Origin of the sequence: Bacillus sp. SORGH_AS_0510 (assembly GCF_030818775.1) — a bacterium.
Classification (GTDB): Bacteria; Bacillota; Bacilli; order Bacillales; family Cytobacillaceae; genus Neobacillus.
In genome coordinates this window covers 287,989-303,181 of sequence record NZ_JAUTAU010000001.1, presented here as the reverse complement: position 1 = coordinate 303,181, position 15,193 = coordinate 287,989, and the positions used below count along the sequence as shown (strand labels likewise).

10 protein-coding genes are annotated in these 15,193 nt (G+C 40.0%); 4 read left to right on the top strand and 6 right to left on the bottom strand.

All coding sequences use genetic code 11. The features are described from left to right. Window positions 1–62: 62 nt before the first annotated feature. The 3 genes from QE429_RS01630 to QE429_RS01620 form a co-directional block, all read right to left on the bottom strand. Window positions 63–512 (bottom strand): DUF3052 domain-containing protein, encoded by a 450-nt coding sequence (locus QE429_RS01630; protein ID WP_307283227.1) that lies wholly within the window; start codon window positions 510–512, stop codon window positions 63–65. A 297-nt stretch (window positions 513–809) separates the two neighbouring features. After that, window positions 810–2,552, bottom strand: coding sequence for a L,D-transpeptidase family protein (locus QE429_RS01625; RefSeq protein WP_307283223.1), 1,743 nt, complete (start codon window positions 2,550–2,552; stop codon window positions 810–812). A 440-nt stretch (window positions 2,553–2,992) separates the two neighbouring features. Further along, the gene (locus QE429_RS01620) at window positions 2,993–4,132 is read right to left on the bottom strand and encodes a 1-propanol dehydrogenase PduQ (protein WP_307283221.1); all 1,140 of its coding nucleotides are present in this window, start codon (window positions 4,130–4,132) and stop codon (window positions 2,993–2,995) included. A gap of 621 nt (window positions 4,133–4,753) precedes the next feature. Between QE429_RS01620 and rluF the strand changes: the two genes are divergently transcribed. Continuing rightward, on the top strand, window positions 4,754–5,461 hold the full coding sequence (gene rluF / locus QE429_RS01615; protein WP_307283220.1) for a 23S rRNA pseudouridine(2604) synthase RluF: 708 nt from the start codon (window positions 4,754–4,756) through the stop codon (window positions 5,459–5,461). A 17-nt stretch (window positions 5,462–5,478) separates the two neighbouring features. Next, entirely contained in the window at window positions 5,479–6,108 is a 630-nt protein-coding gene (locus QE429_RS01610) for a hypothetical protein (RefSeq protein ID WP_307283217.1), read from the top strand. Here the strand turns inward: QE429_RS01610 and QE429_RS01605 are convergent. Then, on the bottom strand, window positions 6,086–7,792 hold the full coding sequence (locus QE429_RS01605; RefSeq protein WP_373463170.1) for a thiamine pyrophosphate-binding protein: 1,707 nt from the start codon (window positions 7,790–7,792) through the stop codon (window positions 6,086–6,088). The two genes, QE429_RS01610 and QE429_RS01605, sit on opposite strands and share 23 nt — an antisense overlap. 28 nt (window positions 7,793–7,820) lie before the next feature. Further along, a complete protein-coding gene (locus tag QE429_RS01600; RefSeq protein WP_307283215.1) occupies window positions 7,821–10,604 on the bottom strand; it encodes a bifunctional diguanylate cyclase/phosphodiesterase in 2,784 nt (927 codons plus the stop codon). A 402-nt stretch (window positions 10,605–11,006) separates the two neighbouring features. Between QE429_RS01600 and QE429_RS01595 the strand changes: the two genes are divergently transcribed. After that, window positions 11,007–11,939, top strand: a complete 933-nt coding sequence (locus QE429_RS01595; protein WP_307283212.1) for an AEC family transporter — start codon at window positions 11,007–11,009, stop codon at window positions 11,937–11,939. A gap of 240 nt (window positions 11,940–12,179) precedes the next feature. Here the strand turns inward: QE429_RS01595 and QE429_RS01590 are convergent, their stop codons facing one another. Beyond that, window positions 12,180–13,514 carry a serine hydrolase gene (locus QE429_RS01590; RefSeq protein WP_307283209.1) on the bottom strand — a complete coding sequence of 445 codons (1,335 nt, stop codon included), beginning with the start codon at window positions 13,512–13,514 and terminating at the stop codon, window positions 12,180–12,182. 218 nt (window positions 13,515–13,732) lie between these two features. Between QE429_RS01590 and QE429_RS01585 the strand changes: the two genes are divergently transcribed. Then, on the top strand, window positions 13,733–15,181 hold the full coding sequence (locus tag QE429_RS01585) for a L,D-transpeptidase family protein (RefSeq protein WP_307283207.1): 1,449 nt from the start codon (window positions 13,733–13,735) through the stop codon (window positions 15,179–15,181). Window positions 15,182–15,193: the final 12 nt, after the last annotated feature.

Below are 15,193 nucleotides of genomic sequence, written 5' to 3'. Positions count from 1 at the left end.
TTTCTTGGGTCAGTTCATAACTGCTTTAGGTTTTTTATAAGGGGTGTAAATATAGAAAGAAATTATTGCTCTGTCCGTTGTTTTCCTGCATCTGTAACAGCAAAGCCCCGCTTCATCGTCTTAATCTTCTCGGGCTTACGAAACCTTAGTGCGGACCAGTCGTCATCAATAGCAATTTGCCGAACAGGTTCATAACCTTCATCCGCGAGCAAATACATGACAGTGTCACGGCTACAATCTGAGCCTTTATAGGTCTTGGAAGTTTTCTTTGGATAACAGAGCCAAAAAAGACCATCTGGCTTGACGCTATTTTCTGCGCTCTTAGCGAGTTCTTTAAGCTCTCCATTGCTAGTGCCAAAGACTTGAACAAAATCATAGCCTTCAGGATTGATTGCCTCCGTATGAACTTCACCTTCAAACAGGGCCATTACTTCTTCGTAAACCTTTGGCGGGTTGATGACTAAAACAGCTTGTCCCTGATCCTTAAACTGCAGCTTTTTTATAACAGACACATCATTTCATTCCCTTCAATCGTTTATATTCATTTTATCATTTTAAATCACGCAAAATCACCTTACCGACAGGCTCTGTTAGACTTGCCTGTTTATTTCCGCTCCAGGCACGAGCGGTTCGTGGGTGTTTCGGCGAAACGCGCCTGCGAGGTCTCCCCTGAACCATACTCCCACAGGAGTCTTCATGCCTTCCGCTCCAATCAACAGGGTGTAAAAATCAACAATGTTCTTTAACAAAGTCATCAAAAAAGAAGGACACCTTGTTTGCAAGGTGCCCTTTACTTATTCAATTTTTATTTATTGCATGACCTTCCAGAACTCACCTGCTACTACTTGGTATCCAGATAAGCTTAGGTGGATGTTTTGTGGGTTTGGCAGGTATTCTGCAAAATTAGACGTATTGATGACCTGGGCAGTTGGAACAAAGGTATCACCGTGTTGAACCGCCTGCGCCTGGATTTGACCATTAAAGGCAGTTAAGACTGGCAGTAATTGTGCTTGTTGTGCCTCAGGAAGATATGGGAATGGATTATAGTAGCCCATCACATAAACTTTCACATTTGGGTTTAATCCATCAATCGTGTTTAAAATAGCATTTAACTTTCCAGCGATCGTTGCAATCGCCGCTGGTGCATCCTGCGGGGTTTTTTGAATCACTGGAAGCAGATCATTTGCACCGATATCAATAGTAAGATGTGTAGCTTCTTTAATTTCCTTTTGCACTTCTGGTTTCGCTAAATCAGCGATAACATTGTCTGTTGTATAACCTGAAACACCAAAGTTTGCGAAATCAAGTAATTGATAGGATTTTGCAAATCTCTCAGCAATATAGTTTGGATAACCCCAGTTTGGATCCACTCCATTTTCTGGTTTTTTATCTTCACCTAACGGAGTCATACCAGCTGCTAAGGAATCCCCTAATGCTACATACTCCACTTGAATCCAAGCACCATCTGCGCCTAGTTTATATCCGTTAATGACTGTATTCGCAGCCATCAACCCATTTCCATCAAAATAGTACCATTTTCCTTCAAGTTCCTTCCAGCCTGTAATCATAACACCATCACTATTGAGGAAGTATTTTGAACCGGATAACTCTAACCAGCCTGTTTTCATAACACCGCTAGGTTGTAGGAAATACCATTTTCCTTTATCAAGCAGCCAACCTGTTTTCATGGCACCGCTATTCTGTAAGTAGTACCAAGAATCCCCATCTTTTAGCCAGCCTTTTTTCATTACTCCGGATGATTCAAGGTAGTACCAGCTACCCTTATCCTTCGTCCAGCCCGTTTTCATTGCTCCGGATGAATCGAGATAGTACCACTTTCCACTATCTAATACCCAACCTGTTTTCATGGCACCATTTTTATCGAAATAATACCATTGTCCTTTATATGATACCCATCCAGTCTTCATAACACCTGAATTGTCAAAATAATACCAAGTGCTACCTTGTAATAACCAGCCTGTTTTAGCTGTCCCATTCATATAATAATACCATTTGCCACCACTCTGTACCCAACCGGTTGTTGTAGTGGAGTAACCACTAGCCTTAGCAATGGCATCAAAACTGCTGCTAGAATAGGTGATAATGACCGTTGTATATAATTGAACCTGGTCATAAAGCCAACGAACTTCTTCGTTATGCATTCGTACACAGCCTGAGCTTACATATTTTCCGATTGAGCTTTCATTGTTATTACCATGGATACCATAGGTGGTTCCATATGTACCTCTTGCTTCAAGCCCCATCCAGCGGTCACCTAGCGGGTTCCGAGGATCTCCTCCAGGAATCCCTCCCTTGTAATAGGGACGATTTTTAATTTTTGTTACAACCCGGAATGTTCCTTCAGGGGTTAAATCTCTTGACCGCCCTGTCGCGACGCTAAACGTTTTTACGAGTTTCCCATTGTTATAAAATGCTAGGGTGTTGGTCTTCTTGTTGATGATCAGTAACTGTGGGCTTGCTGCCTCTGAATGCGGCAGGTTAAAGAAAAAGATACTAAATAAGAGAGCAAAAATGACAGTTAATTTTTTCATATCTATCTCCTCACATATGTAATTACTAATAAATTACCATTTTAGAACTACTTTTTTTGTCATAATTTGGAGGGAATTCCGTAGTATTTTAGTATTTTTTTAAAAAAATAGTAAGATAGTCTTTAAATCATTCGACATGACTTCTTTTTATGGTTGGCACCATTAAAAATGTCTGTTGATTTCCGCTCCAGGCACGAGCGGTTCGTGGGTGTTTCGGCGAGCCTCCTCGGCGAAAAGCGCCTGCGGGGTCACCCCTGAACCATACTCCCACAGGACATTGAGTTGCATCTTGAATCCGCCCACGCACGAAGGAAATGCGATAGCATTTTCGAGGAGTCTTCGTGCCTTCCGCTCCAATCAACAGGTGTTCAAACCTATAACTGGCTTTAACATAGCCTATGTATAAAAAAGGCTGGCTCTTGTAAGCCAACCTCTTAAAATTAGTATAGTTTTTCTACGATGGTTTCTATTTCTTTGTTTGTTGGTATCCTTGGATTGGTTGCTGTACAGCCATCTTTCAGGGCTGCTTCACTTATGATTGCCAATGCTGCCTTAATCTGTTCTTTTGTCAGGCCGCAGGCGCGCAGATTAGCTGGCATATGGAGCTCTCTTTTTAGTTGATTAATATGCTGGATTAAGCTATTAATCCCCAATCGAACGTTTGCAGCCGGCAGACCCATTATTCTTGCTAACTGGGCATATTTTTTGGCTGAAGGACTAAAAGACCCGCTGCCCACCCCTTGCTGTTCTGCATTAAATTCAATCACCGGAGTAAGTAAAAGCGCATTCATTCTTCCATGTGGAATATGGAACTGCGCCCCGCAAACATGTGCAATACTGTGGTTAATTCCCAGTCCAACCATATTAAAAGCCAATCCAGCCAAACATGAAGCATGATGAACCTTCTCCCGCGCCACTACATCATTTCCGTTTTTATAGCATCGCGGTAAATAATCAAAGATCAGCTGGACCGCTTTTTCCGCAAAGGCATCCGAAAAATCATTTGCCTTTGTTGATACATACGCCTCAATTGCATGGGTTAATACGTCCATCCCTGTATCAGCTGTAACCGCTGGAGGAACTGACGTAACAAGACTGCTATCTAAAATGGCCTCATCCGGTAATAAAGTATCAGATACGAGCGGGTGCTTGACATGATTGACCTTATCCGTAATGACCGAAAATGAAGTGACTTCTGTCCCTGTTCCGCTTGTCGTTGGAATGGCAATAAATTTCATATTCTTCTGCTGTGGAGATAATCGGATGGCAAAATCCTTCATCGCCTTGGCTGCATCAATAGCAGACCCTCCGCCAATCGCAATTAATACACCGGGATTGAACTCCTGAATAACTTTTACTCCTGCTGCCACAGTTTCAATAGGAGGATCTGGTACAATTTCACTAAAGATCTGATACTCGTTTCCTTCCAATTGAAGACGATTGGTTACTACAGCCGTCATACCAGACTTTTCAATAAACGGGTCTGTCACAATAAAAACCCGCTCTGCTGTTATTTGTGATAGGCGATCTAATGCATTTTCTCCAATAAATATCTTTGTTCGAAAAGAAATCTCTTCCATTCAAATTCTCCTTGGCATATAGTATGAAAAGCGTAAGCGCCTTGGTCAGCCCCGACAGGCAAATGTTCTTCAGAAAGAAAAGTCGCTCTTTGACTTTACTTGCCGAAGGTTATTTGACCCGAGCTGTAACAATCATCGCTTTATCAAGCCATGATTGTAACAAGATACTCATGGAAGAATATTCGGGATGAAAACTGGCTAGGCGCTGGAGCTGGAATTCTCGAAGTCAAATCTTATACATTCTTATTATATTGGCTCTGTTAAACTTGCCTGTTGATTTCCGCTCCAGACGCGAGCGATTCGTGGGTGTTTCGGCGATCCTCTTCGACGCATGCGTCTACGGGGTCTCCCCTGAACCATACTCCCACAGGAGTCTTCGCGTCTTCCACTCCAATCAACAGGGTGCAATAATCAACATTGTTCTTTAACAAAGCCATTATATTAAATAGGTACCATTACTTACTATGAATCTATTAATTTAACTATACTATCTGGCTTTACCTGGAACAAACGACAGTTTCGTGTCTAAAAGGGTGTCAGGCACCACTGTAAGCTTGAAAATCCTATCCGTGTTCGATATTCTTAAATTTAGAATTCTCCACTTAAGGGTGTGTCGTATGCATGCGTATTAATAAATTTATCAGTGAATCCGGAAAATCCTCGAGGCGTGGGGCGGATAAATTAGTTAGTGAGGGCAGAGTCACTATCAATGGGAAAGTGGCTGAAATGGGAAGCCAGGTAGAGCCTGGAGATGATGTTCGAATTGACGGAAGTCCCGTTAAGGTCACGAACAATTACGTTTATATCGCCTTAAATAAACCCGTTGGAATTACCAGCACAACCGAACGCCATGTCAAAGGCAATATAGTCGATTTTGTTAATCATCCCTTACGTATTTTTCACATTGGACGGCTTGATAAAGAGTCTGAAGGGCTAATCCTTCTTACGAACGATGGGGATATCGTCAATGAGATTTTACGTGCAGAAAATAAACATGAAAAAGAATATATTGTTACTGTAGACAAGCCTATCACCCCTGAATTTGTAAGAAGAATGGAAGCAGGCGTTGAGATATTAAACACAAAAACACTTCCCTGTAAGGTAACCCAGTTGTCTAAGTATGTGTTTCAGATAATTTTAACTCAGGGTCTTAATCGCCAAATAAGAAGGATGTGTTCCGCACTCGGTTATCAAGTTGTAAGGCTGCAGCGGACCCGAATTATGAATATCCATTTAGGCAACATGCCGGTTGGACAATGGCGGGACCTATCGAAAAAGGAACGCAATCAATTATTCCACGAGCTTAATTATGAACCAAAGGAATGGTAAGGAGGGAGAGTGTTGTCATGAGCCAAACAAAAACAGCCATGTCAAAAGTAGAAACGATGGACCACGAGTTAAAGAGGTACGGAAAAGACATCGGTTATGAAGAAATACGGCAGATTGTCCATTCTGTATTTGATATTGATTTAGAAACGAAATTGGTGGTCTTTCAGGAATATTTAGCACCACTCTCCATTGATGAAGCAAACACGGATATTCCAGTCGCTAAATTGGTATTGGAATATTACTTTAATCAATCCAAGGATGATTTAACGGGGAGTCAAATTCGCACAATCATCAAAAATCTGTTCGGCATCAATCTAGAGGGTATTTCCTCATTAGCTGGAGCAAAAATTTCAATCTATTCCAAAGAGCAATGGATTACCCAACATGACCATGACTTGTTTGTTGTAGATACACCTCTCGGAGATGCAGATGTACGGATCTATCCTACCCCTTATTTCACGAAAAAAACAGGAATAAACAAGGTGCCATTAGTGCTGCAACAAGCATTGGCTTCTCTCGGCTATAGCTATGATTCTGATAACAACTGGTGTTATTACAGTAACCCGACAGGGGAATCTGTAGGGCATGAGTTTAAAGTCGAAACGATAGAAACCATCCGACAAATCATTTTAGATTCCTACCAATAACAAAAAAAACATATAGGTGCACGCACCTATATGTTTTTTTTATTTTCCGAACGAAGATAAAAACTTCACTCGGGTCCCCCATTGGTGGAACATTGTTATCGGTTAATGCCACCTCTAGCACGGCAGGACCATCTAGATCTAGTAAGCTATTAATGACATTCTGGTTCAAGTCTTCTAGAGCAGAAACTCTAAAGCTAGGGATGTTCATAGCCGCTGCCATTGCACTTATATTGATTGGCTCCTGTTCAAAGGATGGGTGGGTCCGTTTGAATTGTAAGGAATGTCCATGATAGACCATTCCCAAGCGGGCATTATTCATTACGACAAACAAGATCGGCAGATTGTATTCCTTGGCTGTTAAAATTTCCATTCCATGCATGAAAAAGCAGCCATCCCCAGTAATACATACAACCGGACGTTCAGGTTCAGCCAACTTACTTCCTATTGCTGAACCAATTCCACTTCCCATAGCCCCAAAATGAACATTAATACTAAAACTATCCGAATCTACTACCTTCATATAGTGAATAACATAGGACATAAATTCCCCGATATCAATAGTATACCTCGTAGAAGAAGGAAGACATTTTTGCAGTGAAAGAAGGATATTTTGCGTGTTGTACTCATCCGCATTTCCAACCGTCCCTTTCTCCTTTTCAACCACATACCCAGGTTCTTTTCTTGTCACCCCAAGGTTCTTTAATTCCTCTATTAAAAATAATAAACTTAAATGAACATCCCCTAAAATAGGCAGGTCAATGGAATATTTGCGGTTAAAAACAGTCTGGTCGAAATCCAGTTGCAGCGTAAATCGATTCTTCGTCAGGTTATCATTATAATTATTCGTGGCTGTCTCTCCTAAACTTGAACCAACGATTAATAATGCTTCACCATCACCTTCCGTGATTAACTTGGAAGCCGCCTCATGGCCGGCAAAACCGAATACTCCCACTAAAAGTGGGTGGTCTTCCGGAATATATCCCTTTGCTTGTGGAGTAGTAACGATCGGCCACTCTAGCATTTCTGCTAACTCAACTAATTGTTCTACTGAATTTCTCACACCCTGGCCTGCAAAAATGTAGCCCTTTTTCCTTGATAAAAGCTCTTTAGCTGCCGTTTTGATTGTTTCAAGCTCTGGAACAATCGGATTTCTCTTAGGTGGGTTCGGTATTTCATGATGTTGCACTTGCTCGTGTTGAATATCAATTGGGATTGCAATATGAACCGGGCCAGGTACTCCAGATAAAGCAATTTCTGTTGCTGTTGCTACCTGGTTCAGTAATTCGCTAGCATCCTTCACTGTGACACTATACTTAGTAATCGAACGGAAGATAGGCTCTGCATCTAACTCCTGGGAGGCATTTAATCCCTCTGTGTTAATTGGAACAGCACCTGTAATAAATAATACAGGTAAATGCTCTCTCATCGCATTAGCTGCACCTGTAACTAAATTTGTTCCTCCAGGACCGCTGCAACCTATGACAACACTCAACTGGTCACTATACTTGGCATAGGCAGCCGCCATGTAAGATGCGGCTCCTTCATGCTTCGTGACGATTGGTGTGATTTCCGGCATATCATAAAGCTCATCAAACAATCCATTGACTGAACCTGCTGGTATTCCGAAAATATGCTTTACTCCATATCCTTTTAAATATTCTAATACACTACGTGCTGCCTTCATGACATTCCCTCTTTTCTCTTATCTTTATCTACAGTAGAAAATAGTTACGTATGATATCTCCAGCCGATAATGGGCGGCTGAAAAAATAACCTTGCATAAGGTGACAATTTCTGGCAGATAAGAAATCTGCTTGTTCCTTTGTCTCAACACCTTCTGCAATGACATCGAGGCTTAAATTCTGAGCTAGTGTAATAATCGTATTGGTGATGGCCGCATCATCGATGGTCATATCGCGGACAAAGGACTTATCAATTTTCAATGTGTTAATGGGCAGGTTCTTCAAATAACCTAATGAGGAATAGCCTGTACCAAAATCATCGATAGCGATGTTAATCCCAAGCCCCTTCAACTTTTTCATCGTTTTTAGAGTTAACTCCGTATTTTTAACAATTAAATTTTCGGTCAGTTCCAGGTGTAAATACTCAGGTTGTAAACCTACCTTTTTCAACACATTTTTTACCGTTTGGAATAAGTTGTTCTGTTCGAACTGCCGGACAGATAAGTTCACAGACATACTGATCAATGGATATCCTTGATCATGCCATTCCTTTAACTGCCTGCAAGCTTCCTTCAGTACCCATTCACCAATTGGTACAATTAAACCTGTTTCCTCCGCAATTGGAATAAACTTATCCGGTGCAATCATGCCATACTCTGGATGGTTCCAACGGAGCAAGGCTTCTACACCTTCGAGTTTTTTTGTTTGATAATTGATTTGCGGCTGATAGTACAGTAACAATTCCTTATGTTCTAGTGCTTTATATAAGGAATTTTCTAGCCTAATACTTTCAAATGTCCTCGTATCCATTCCCTCACTAAAGAAATGATAGCTATTACCCGAAATCTCCTTTGACTTATACATAGCTGTATCGGCATTTTTAATTAAAATTTCGGTTGTATCACCATTATCTGGAAACAAGCTAATCCCAATACTTGTTTTAATATAAATTTCATTGTCTATTAAATGAAATGGCTTAGAGAAAGAATCGATGACACGATTGACTACCTTTAACACTGTATTTTCATTTTTGATATTCGGTAAATAAATCGTAAATTCATCGCCTCCCTGTCTTGATACAGTGGCTGTTTTTGGAACACAGGCACTCAGACGGGCTGCCACCTCGCGAAGCAATAAATCTCCAAAGCTATGTCCTAGTGTGTCATTCACAAACTTAAATCTATCTAAATCCAAGTAAAGAACAGCTAGCTTTTCTCCATTCATCTGCGCGTAGGTAATTCCCTGATTCAACCTGTCCTTTAACAGAACTCTATTAGGCAACTCTGTTAAACTATCAAAATAAGCATGGTACTTAATCTCTTCCTCTAATTGTTTCCGTTGGGTGATATCTTTAAAGGTGACCACCTCTCCTACAATCTCTTCTCCTTCTTTAATAGGAGTGATCACGTACTCTACTGGAAAGCTGGAATGGTCTTTTCGGATAAATTTCTCATCCTTATAATAGTGGTCCCAATTTCCATCAAAGGTAGATAAAGCATTACTTTGCTTATCCACTCCATTGGAAAAAATACTCCACGCTGATTTTCCAATTAATTCATTTTTTGATTCATAGCCTAACATAGAGGCACCGGCTGGATTACAGAAGGTGATATTTCGTTCAAGATCCAAGCCAAAAATCCCATCCCCAGCAGAGTTAAGGATTAATTCCTTTTCACGGCTAAGGTGCTTTAACTCTGTCACCACTTTTTCAAGCTCTCGATTTTTTACCGTTATTTCCGAGGTTCTTTCCTCAATAATGACTTCTTGCTTCTCCATATATAGAAGATTGGATAATGTAGATGCAGTAGCATCCACAATAGACTGTGCAAGCTGTATTTCCGTTTCAGAAAAATTGAAAAGGCCCTCTCCAAGATCCGCTACAGATATTTGACCTAATACCTCACCCATAGAAACGAGTGGCAGCATAAATAAACCCTTCATCCCGAAATTACGGCATACATCATGGTTCGGTCTTTCGTCTGCATAAACGTCAGGAATTAAAATAGCCCTTTTCGTTTCAATAACCTCTTGCATGAGCAAATCATTGCTTTGATCAATTTTTATTTTTTCATGCGTCCTAAACCAATCTTCTTCCGTCCAATCACTATCCTTACTTAACTTTGCTGGACGAATACGCTTTTCAGCCAATGGATCAAGGACGTGGACGCCAATATTGTAATTATCTAATACTTTCCCTAGGTATGAAAAACAGATATCCAAGCTTTCTTGCATGGTGGAACACATAGATAAATCACGTGTTACATCGAGCAGCAATTGTTTTTCTGCAATAAGGTTTTCCTTGTGGGTTAAATTGTTAGCATTTTGGATGGCAACGGCAGCCATATTGACATAGGCTTCCACCGTTTGGATTTCATCCTCCGTTAAATCCATCGGAATTCCATAGTCAAATAAAAAAACAAGGCCAAAAAGCTCTTCTTCAAAACAGATAGGAAGAACTAATAGTGATTTAATCTGAAAGCCCTCAACAGCTCTAGGATCTGGCCGGTCATCCTGTGAAGTGTCAGGAATGTAAATAGCCTTGTTTGTTTCAATGACTTCCTTCGCTAACAAATCGTATTCTGTATCAATAATATGCATGTCCAGTGTCCAACCATTAATGACCTCTGGTTTTCCTACATATCCTCTGAATTTCCCATCCTCCTGTGGTAAGTAAATCCCAACGGAATCGCATTGGACAATTTCTTCAGAGATTGCAATGGTTACTTGCTCCAATACCTCGCGTAAATCAAGCTTGGTATTGATCATTTTAGTAATATTGGCTAGTCGTGAATATCTTGTTTGCTCTCTTAACATTCAAACACTCCCAGTCGTAATATTTCGACATATTCTCCTATAATTTTCATTCTACATCAGGTTACCTTCCATTTAATACAATGATTACATAATAAACATAAATTTCCCTCATTTCCATACTAAGTACCTATATTTACACAAAGGAAATTTTAGTCATTTAGAACTAAAATATAAAACCTGCGCTAGCCATTCCAGCCATTATCGTATATATACATTCCCTTATGTGCGAACAGTGTTTCAATAACTGAATAGAATAGAACCTAAAAAACATAACTGTCGGGTATTGTTTTTTCCATTGAGCTCAGTCATTATGGGCCTTTTGGGGTGAAGAAACATGTATTTAATATTAGTCATTGTGGTGTGGATTTTTTTCGCAGGTTTATACTAAAGGAGGGGTATGTTTTGGAATCATCTGTTGCATTTTTTCAAGAGATGTTGGTTCTATACAGTATTGCCATTTTAGGTTTTTTTGTGAGAAAAAAAGGAGTCCTAAATGGAAACGCTATTGAGGTACTGACACAGCTCATATTAAATATCACTTTACCTGCTCTTATTTTATTTTCACTTGATACCTCTTTTCAATTTACTCTTGTCAAAGACTTTATTTGGCTGGTGTCCATGTCCCTTTATGTACTCACATTATCTACTATTTTAGCGTTCTGGATGAGAAAGAGATCCCGACTGCCAGAAACCCAAAAAAGTGTGTATGAGGGGCTTACGATCTTTGGCAACCAGGGGTTTATTGGTTATGCTGTGAGTTATATCCTTTTAGGAGAACAAGGAATCCTTTATTCAACCATATTTAATTTATGTTATTTAATTTTGATCTGGACATATGGAATATATTTATTTAGCAAAAGCAAAAGCACAATTGACTATAAATTGATTTTTTTCAATCCAGGAATCATTTCTACTTTCATCGGACTAATCATGTTTTTCCTGCCCATAAGATGGCCCGTTTTTTTGTCCAGTGGGCTTGAATCGGTTGGTAAAATGACTATTCCTCTTTCTATGATGATGATTGGAATTCTGATTGCGAATGTAGAATGGAAGAAAATCTCCATTATGATCAAGAATAACTACCTATGGAAATCAGCCCTTGTAAAACTTCTAGTCATCCCTTTACTATTGCTTCCTTTTGCTGGCTTTGTTTCCTTCCCGTTACTTGTTATTGCTGTATTGGTTTCAGGAATGCCGTCTGCTCCAACCATTTCTCTCTACTCCCAAAGATACGGTGCTGATACCTACTTTGCCTCGCTGGGAGTACTTTTAACAACAGTGTTATGTATCCTTACGCTTCCTCTTCTTTATACAGTGGTTGTTTTTTTACAATAAGGCTTTTTTAAACTTGTCTGTTGATTTCCACTCCAGGCGTGAGCGGTTCGTGGGTGTTTCGGCGATCCTTCCTCGGCACTAGCTCCTGCGGGGTCTCCCCTGAACCACACTCCCACAGGAGTCTTCGCGCCTTCCGCTCCAATCAACAGGGTGTAAAAACCAACATTGCTCTTTAACACAGCCTCCAATAAAAATGCGGGGCCCTTATAGGCCCCGCTTTATCTATTTCTATATATAATCCTATAGACTATCTTCAGGTGAACCGGTCTCGGATAATTGCCCGTCTTCATCGAAATAGTACCTTGATCCTTCGATTTCCAACCAGCCAATTGCCATTTCTCCACTATCAGTAAGATAATACTTCTTTCCTTCTATATCGAGCCAGCCTGTGGCCATTTCTCCAGAAGCATAAAAGTAATACCATTTTCCATTTACCATTTTCCAGCCGACAAGCATATCACCGTTCGACTGCAGGTAATACCATTTTCCGTCAGATAGCAGCCAGCCTGTTTTCATTACGCCTGTAGGCTGAAGATAATACCAATTACTATTCGATTTAATCCAGCCTGTCTTCATTGCTCCAGATAAATCTAAGAAATACCATGAGCGTCCATAATATAGCCAGCCCGTCTTCATGGAACCATCCTTATTTAAGTAGTACCATATATCTCCGTCCATTATCCAACCCGTTTTCATCACACCTGTTGAATCGAGAAAATACCACTTACCATTATTGGACAGCCAACCTGTAACTTTCTTGTTGTTTGAATAAAAGTACCATTTTCCATTAGTATATACCCAACCATTGGGAGCTATCTGCTTCCACACAAGACTAGAAATTTTTTCAATGGTGTTAATTCCATAATCAAGGGATGGATTATTTTTTGTCAAAACAACAATCACATAATTTTTTCCTTGCCCATTTATGTAGCCCACACTATTCACATAGGATCCGGTAGTCACCCAGCCATTTTTCAATGCTACACTAACGCCTGCTGGAACCCCCCCATTCGTTCCCCACCGTTGCTCGGAGATGATATTCCGCATCAAATTAAGACCATAAGCTCTTTGTGAATCGGTTAGTAAGGAATTAGGATAGGCGAAGTATTTCATAATGGTTAGCTGATCTGAAACAGTAGTAGTCGTACGCCCCCACCAGCCTCCTGTACCTGCAACTGTATTATACATGCCTATTTTTTTGAAAAACGATTGTACACTTTGATCACTGCCAAGCTGCCGCCAGAGTGTACTTGCCGAGCTATTATCACTTTGTTCTATCATTCTAGTTAATAATGAATTTTCAGAGGATGCAATTGGAATCCCTTGATACAGTATATCTGCCATGATTGAAATTTTAACCACACTTTGCGTGTAATAGGTGGTTGTAGGATTGTATGTATAGGTTTTACCTGTATTCGCATCGTACACACCAACAGAAACTGTGCCGCTTCTTGAAGCAAGATAATTGGCTATATCCGATTCTATTATACTGTCTGCATGTACTGGCATCTGTACAAATAATAGGATGGACATCCCTAATAGGAGAGAACTAATAATTTTCTTAAATGTTTTCATCTTAAAAAATCCTTTCTATTAATCTATATATCTAAATATATACTACTTATATAAAAATTTCATATACATACAAAAAACGACAAAGTTTACGCCATTCGGTCTAGTAGAATAGTAGTTAATTTAAGAATAAGGTAAAATAGTGTGTATCTAATTCATTCAACTAGTTTAATAGTCGGAGGACGTATATAGCAGACTACGTGATAAACGGGGGATTCATTATGGAAAGTGCAGTAAAGGAATCAGTTCAGGAGTTGGGCCAAAGAAGGGCGAAATCGCCTAAGTGGCCAAAAAAGTGGAAGGTTGTTACACCTAGTATCATCATTATAGTTGTTCTCGGATTTGCGGCACTTAGCTATTATCAGGCAAACCACTTTAATGCACACATCAAAATAAATGGCATAAAAGTAGGTGGACTGACGGCTGAGCAGGCACTAAACAAATTGCAAACAGCAGATCTAAGAAATGTAGTCTATGTCGGTGAAAAGCAAATTTTAGATGGAAAAGATACAAAGATGGCTTTTACAAAAGGGGATTTAGCAGGGATCAAACAATTATTAAAAGAACAGTGGACATTTTTCCCCTCAACTAAGGCAAAAGATGATTCCTTGCTACCTGCAAAAAAAGATCACTACCGCAGTCATGTGATGAAACAACAAGTGGAAGAAACTCTCGCTGCCATGAATAAAAATTTACTAGCACCTATCGATGCAAAGGCAAAGTTAAAACAAGGTAAGATTATTATTACAAAAAGTAATAACGGCCAGCAGTATGATGTCGCTAGTCTGTTAAAAGACTATGAGAAGCAGAGATATACAAGTGAGATTCATCTGAAGCCGGCCTTCAATCAGCCTATTAAAGAAGACAGTGCGATTGTCAAAAATGAACAGAAAAAACTTCAAGAACTCTTGCAACAAACGGTTGAATATAAAGTTCAAGATAAAGTTTATTCTTTAAAAGGCAGTGAATTAATCAAGAATGCCTCTGTTTCAGAAGATATGAAGGCTACGATTGAAGCAAGTGATATTAAAAATAAGATTGCTGAAATTAACCATTCACAATCCACATTAAATAAGAATTTCTCTTTCAAAACACACTCAGGTTCAGTCATTTCAGTAAAGGGGCAAGGGTACGGCTGGGCTTTAGATGTGGACAAAGAGGCAACAAGGCTTTTAGCCGCTTTTGAAAAAGGGGATAAAGCCATTTCTGCTTCTAATATTATTGGGCACGGCTGGAAGGGTGAAGGCTACGGTTATGAAACCACCGCGAACAACGGAATTGGTGATACATATGCTGAAGTATCCATTGCAGAACAGCGGATTTGGATTTATAAAAAGGGCAAATTAGTCGTCACAACAAATGTCGTAACTGGCAAACACAGCACCGGTAATGATACATCCAAAGGGGTTTGGTATATCCTCTATAAACGGTCACCATCTATACTAACAGGTAGAGAGCTTGGAGGCGCTAAAACTTACTCCGCAGAAGTGAATTATTGGGCTCCTTTTACAAATGACGGACAAGGATTCCACGATGCCAGCTGGCGCTCCAACTGGTCAAGTAACGCTTATTTAAATGCAGGATCCCATGGCTGCGTAAATACACCGCCAAATCAGATGAAAATCGTGTATGAAAACCTAAGTACCTATGAACCGGTTGTAATTTATTAAGAAAAGCGCATG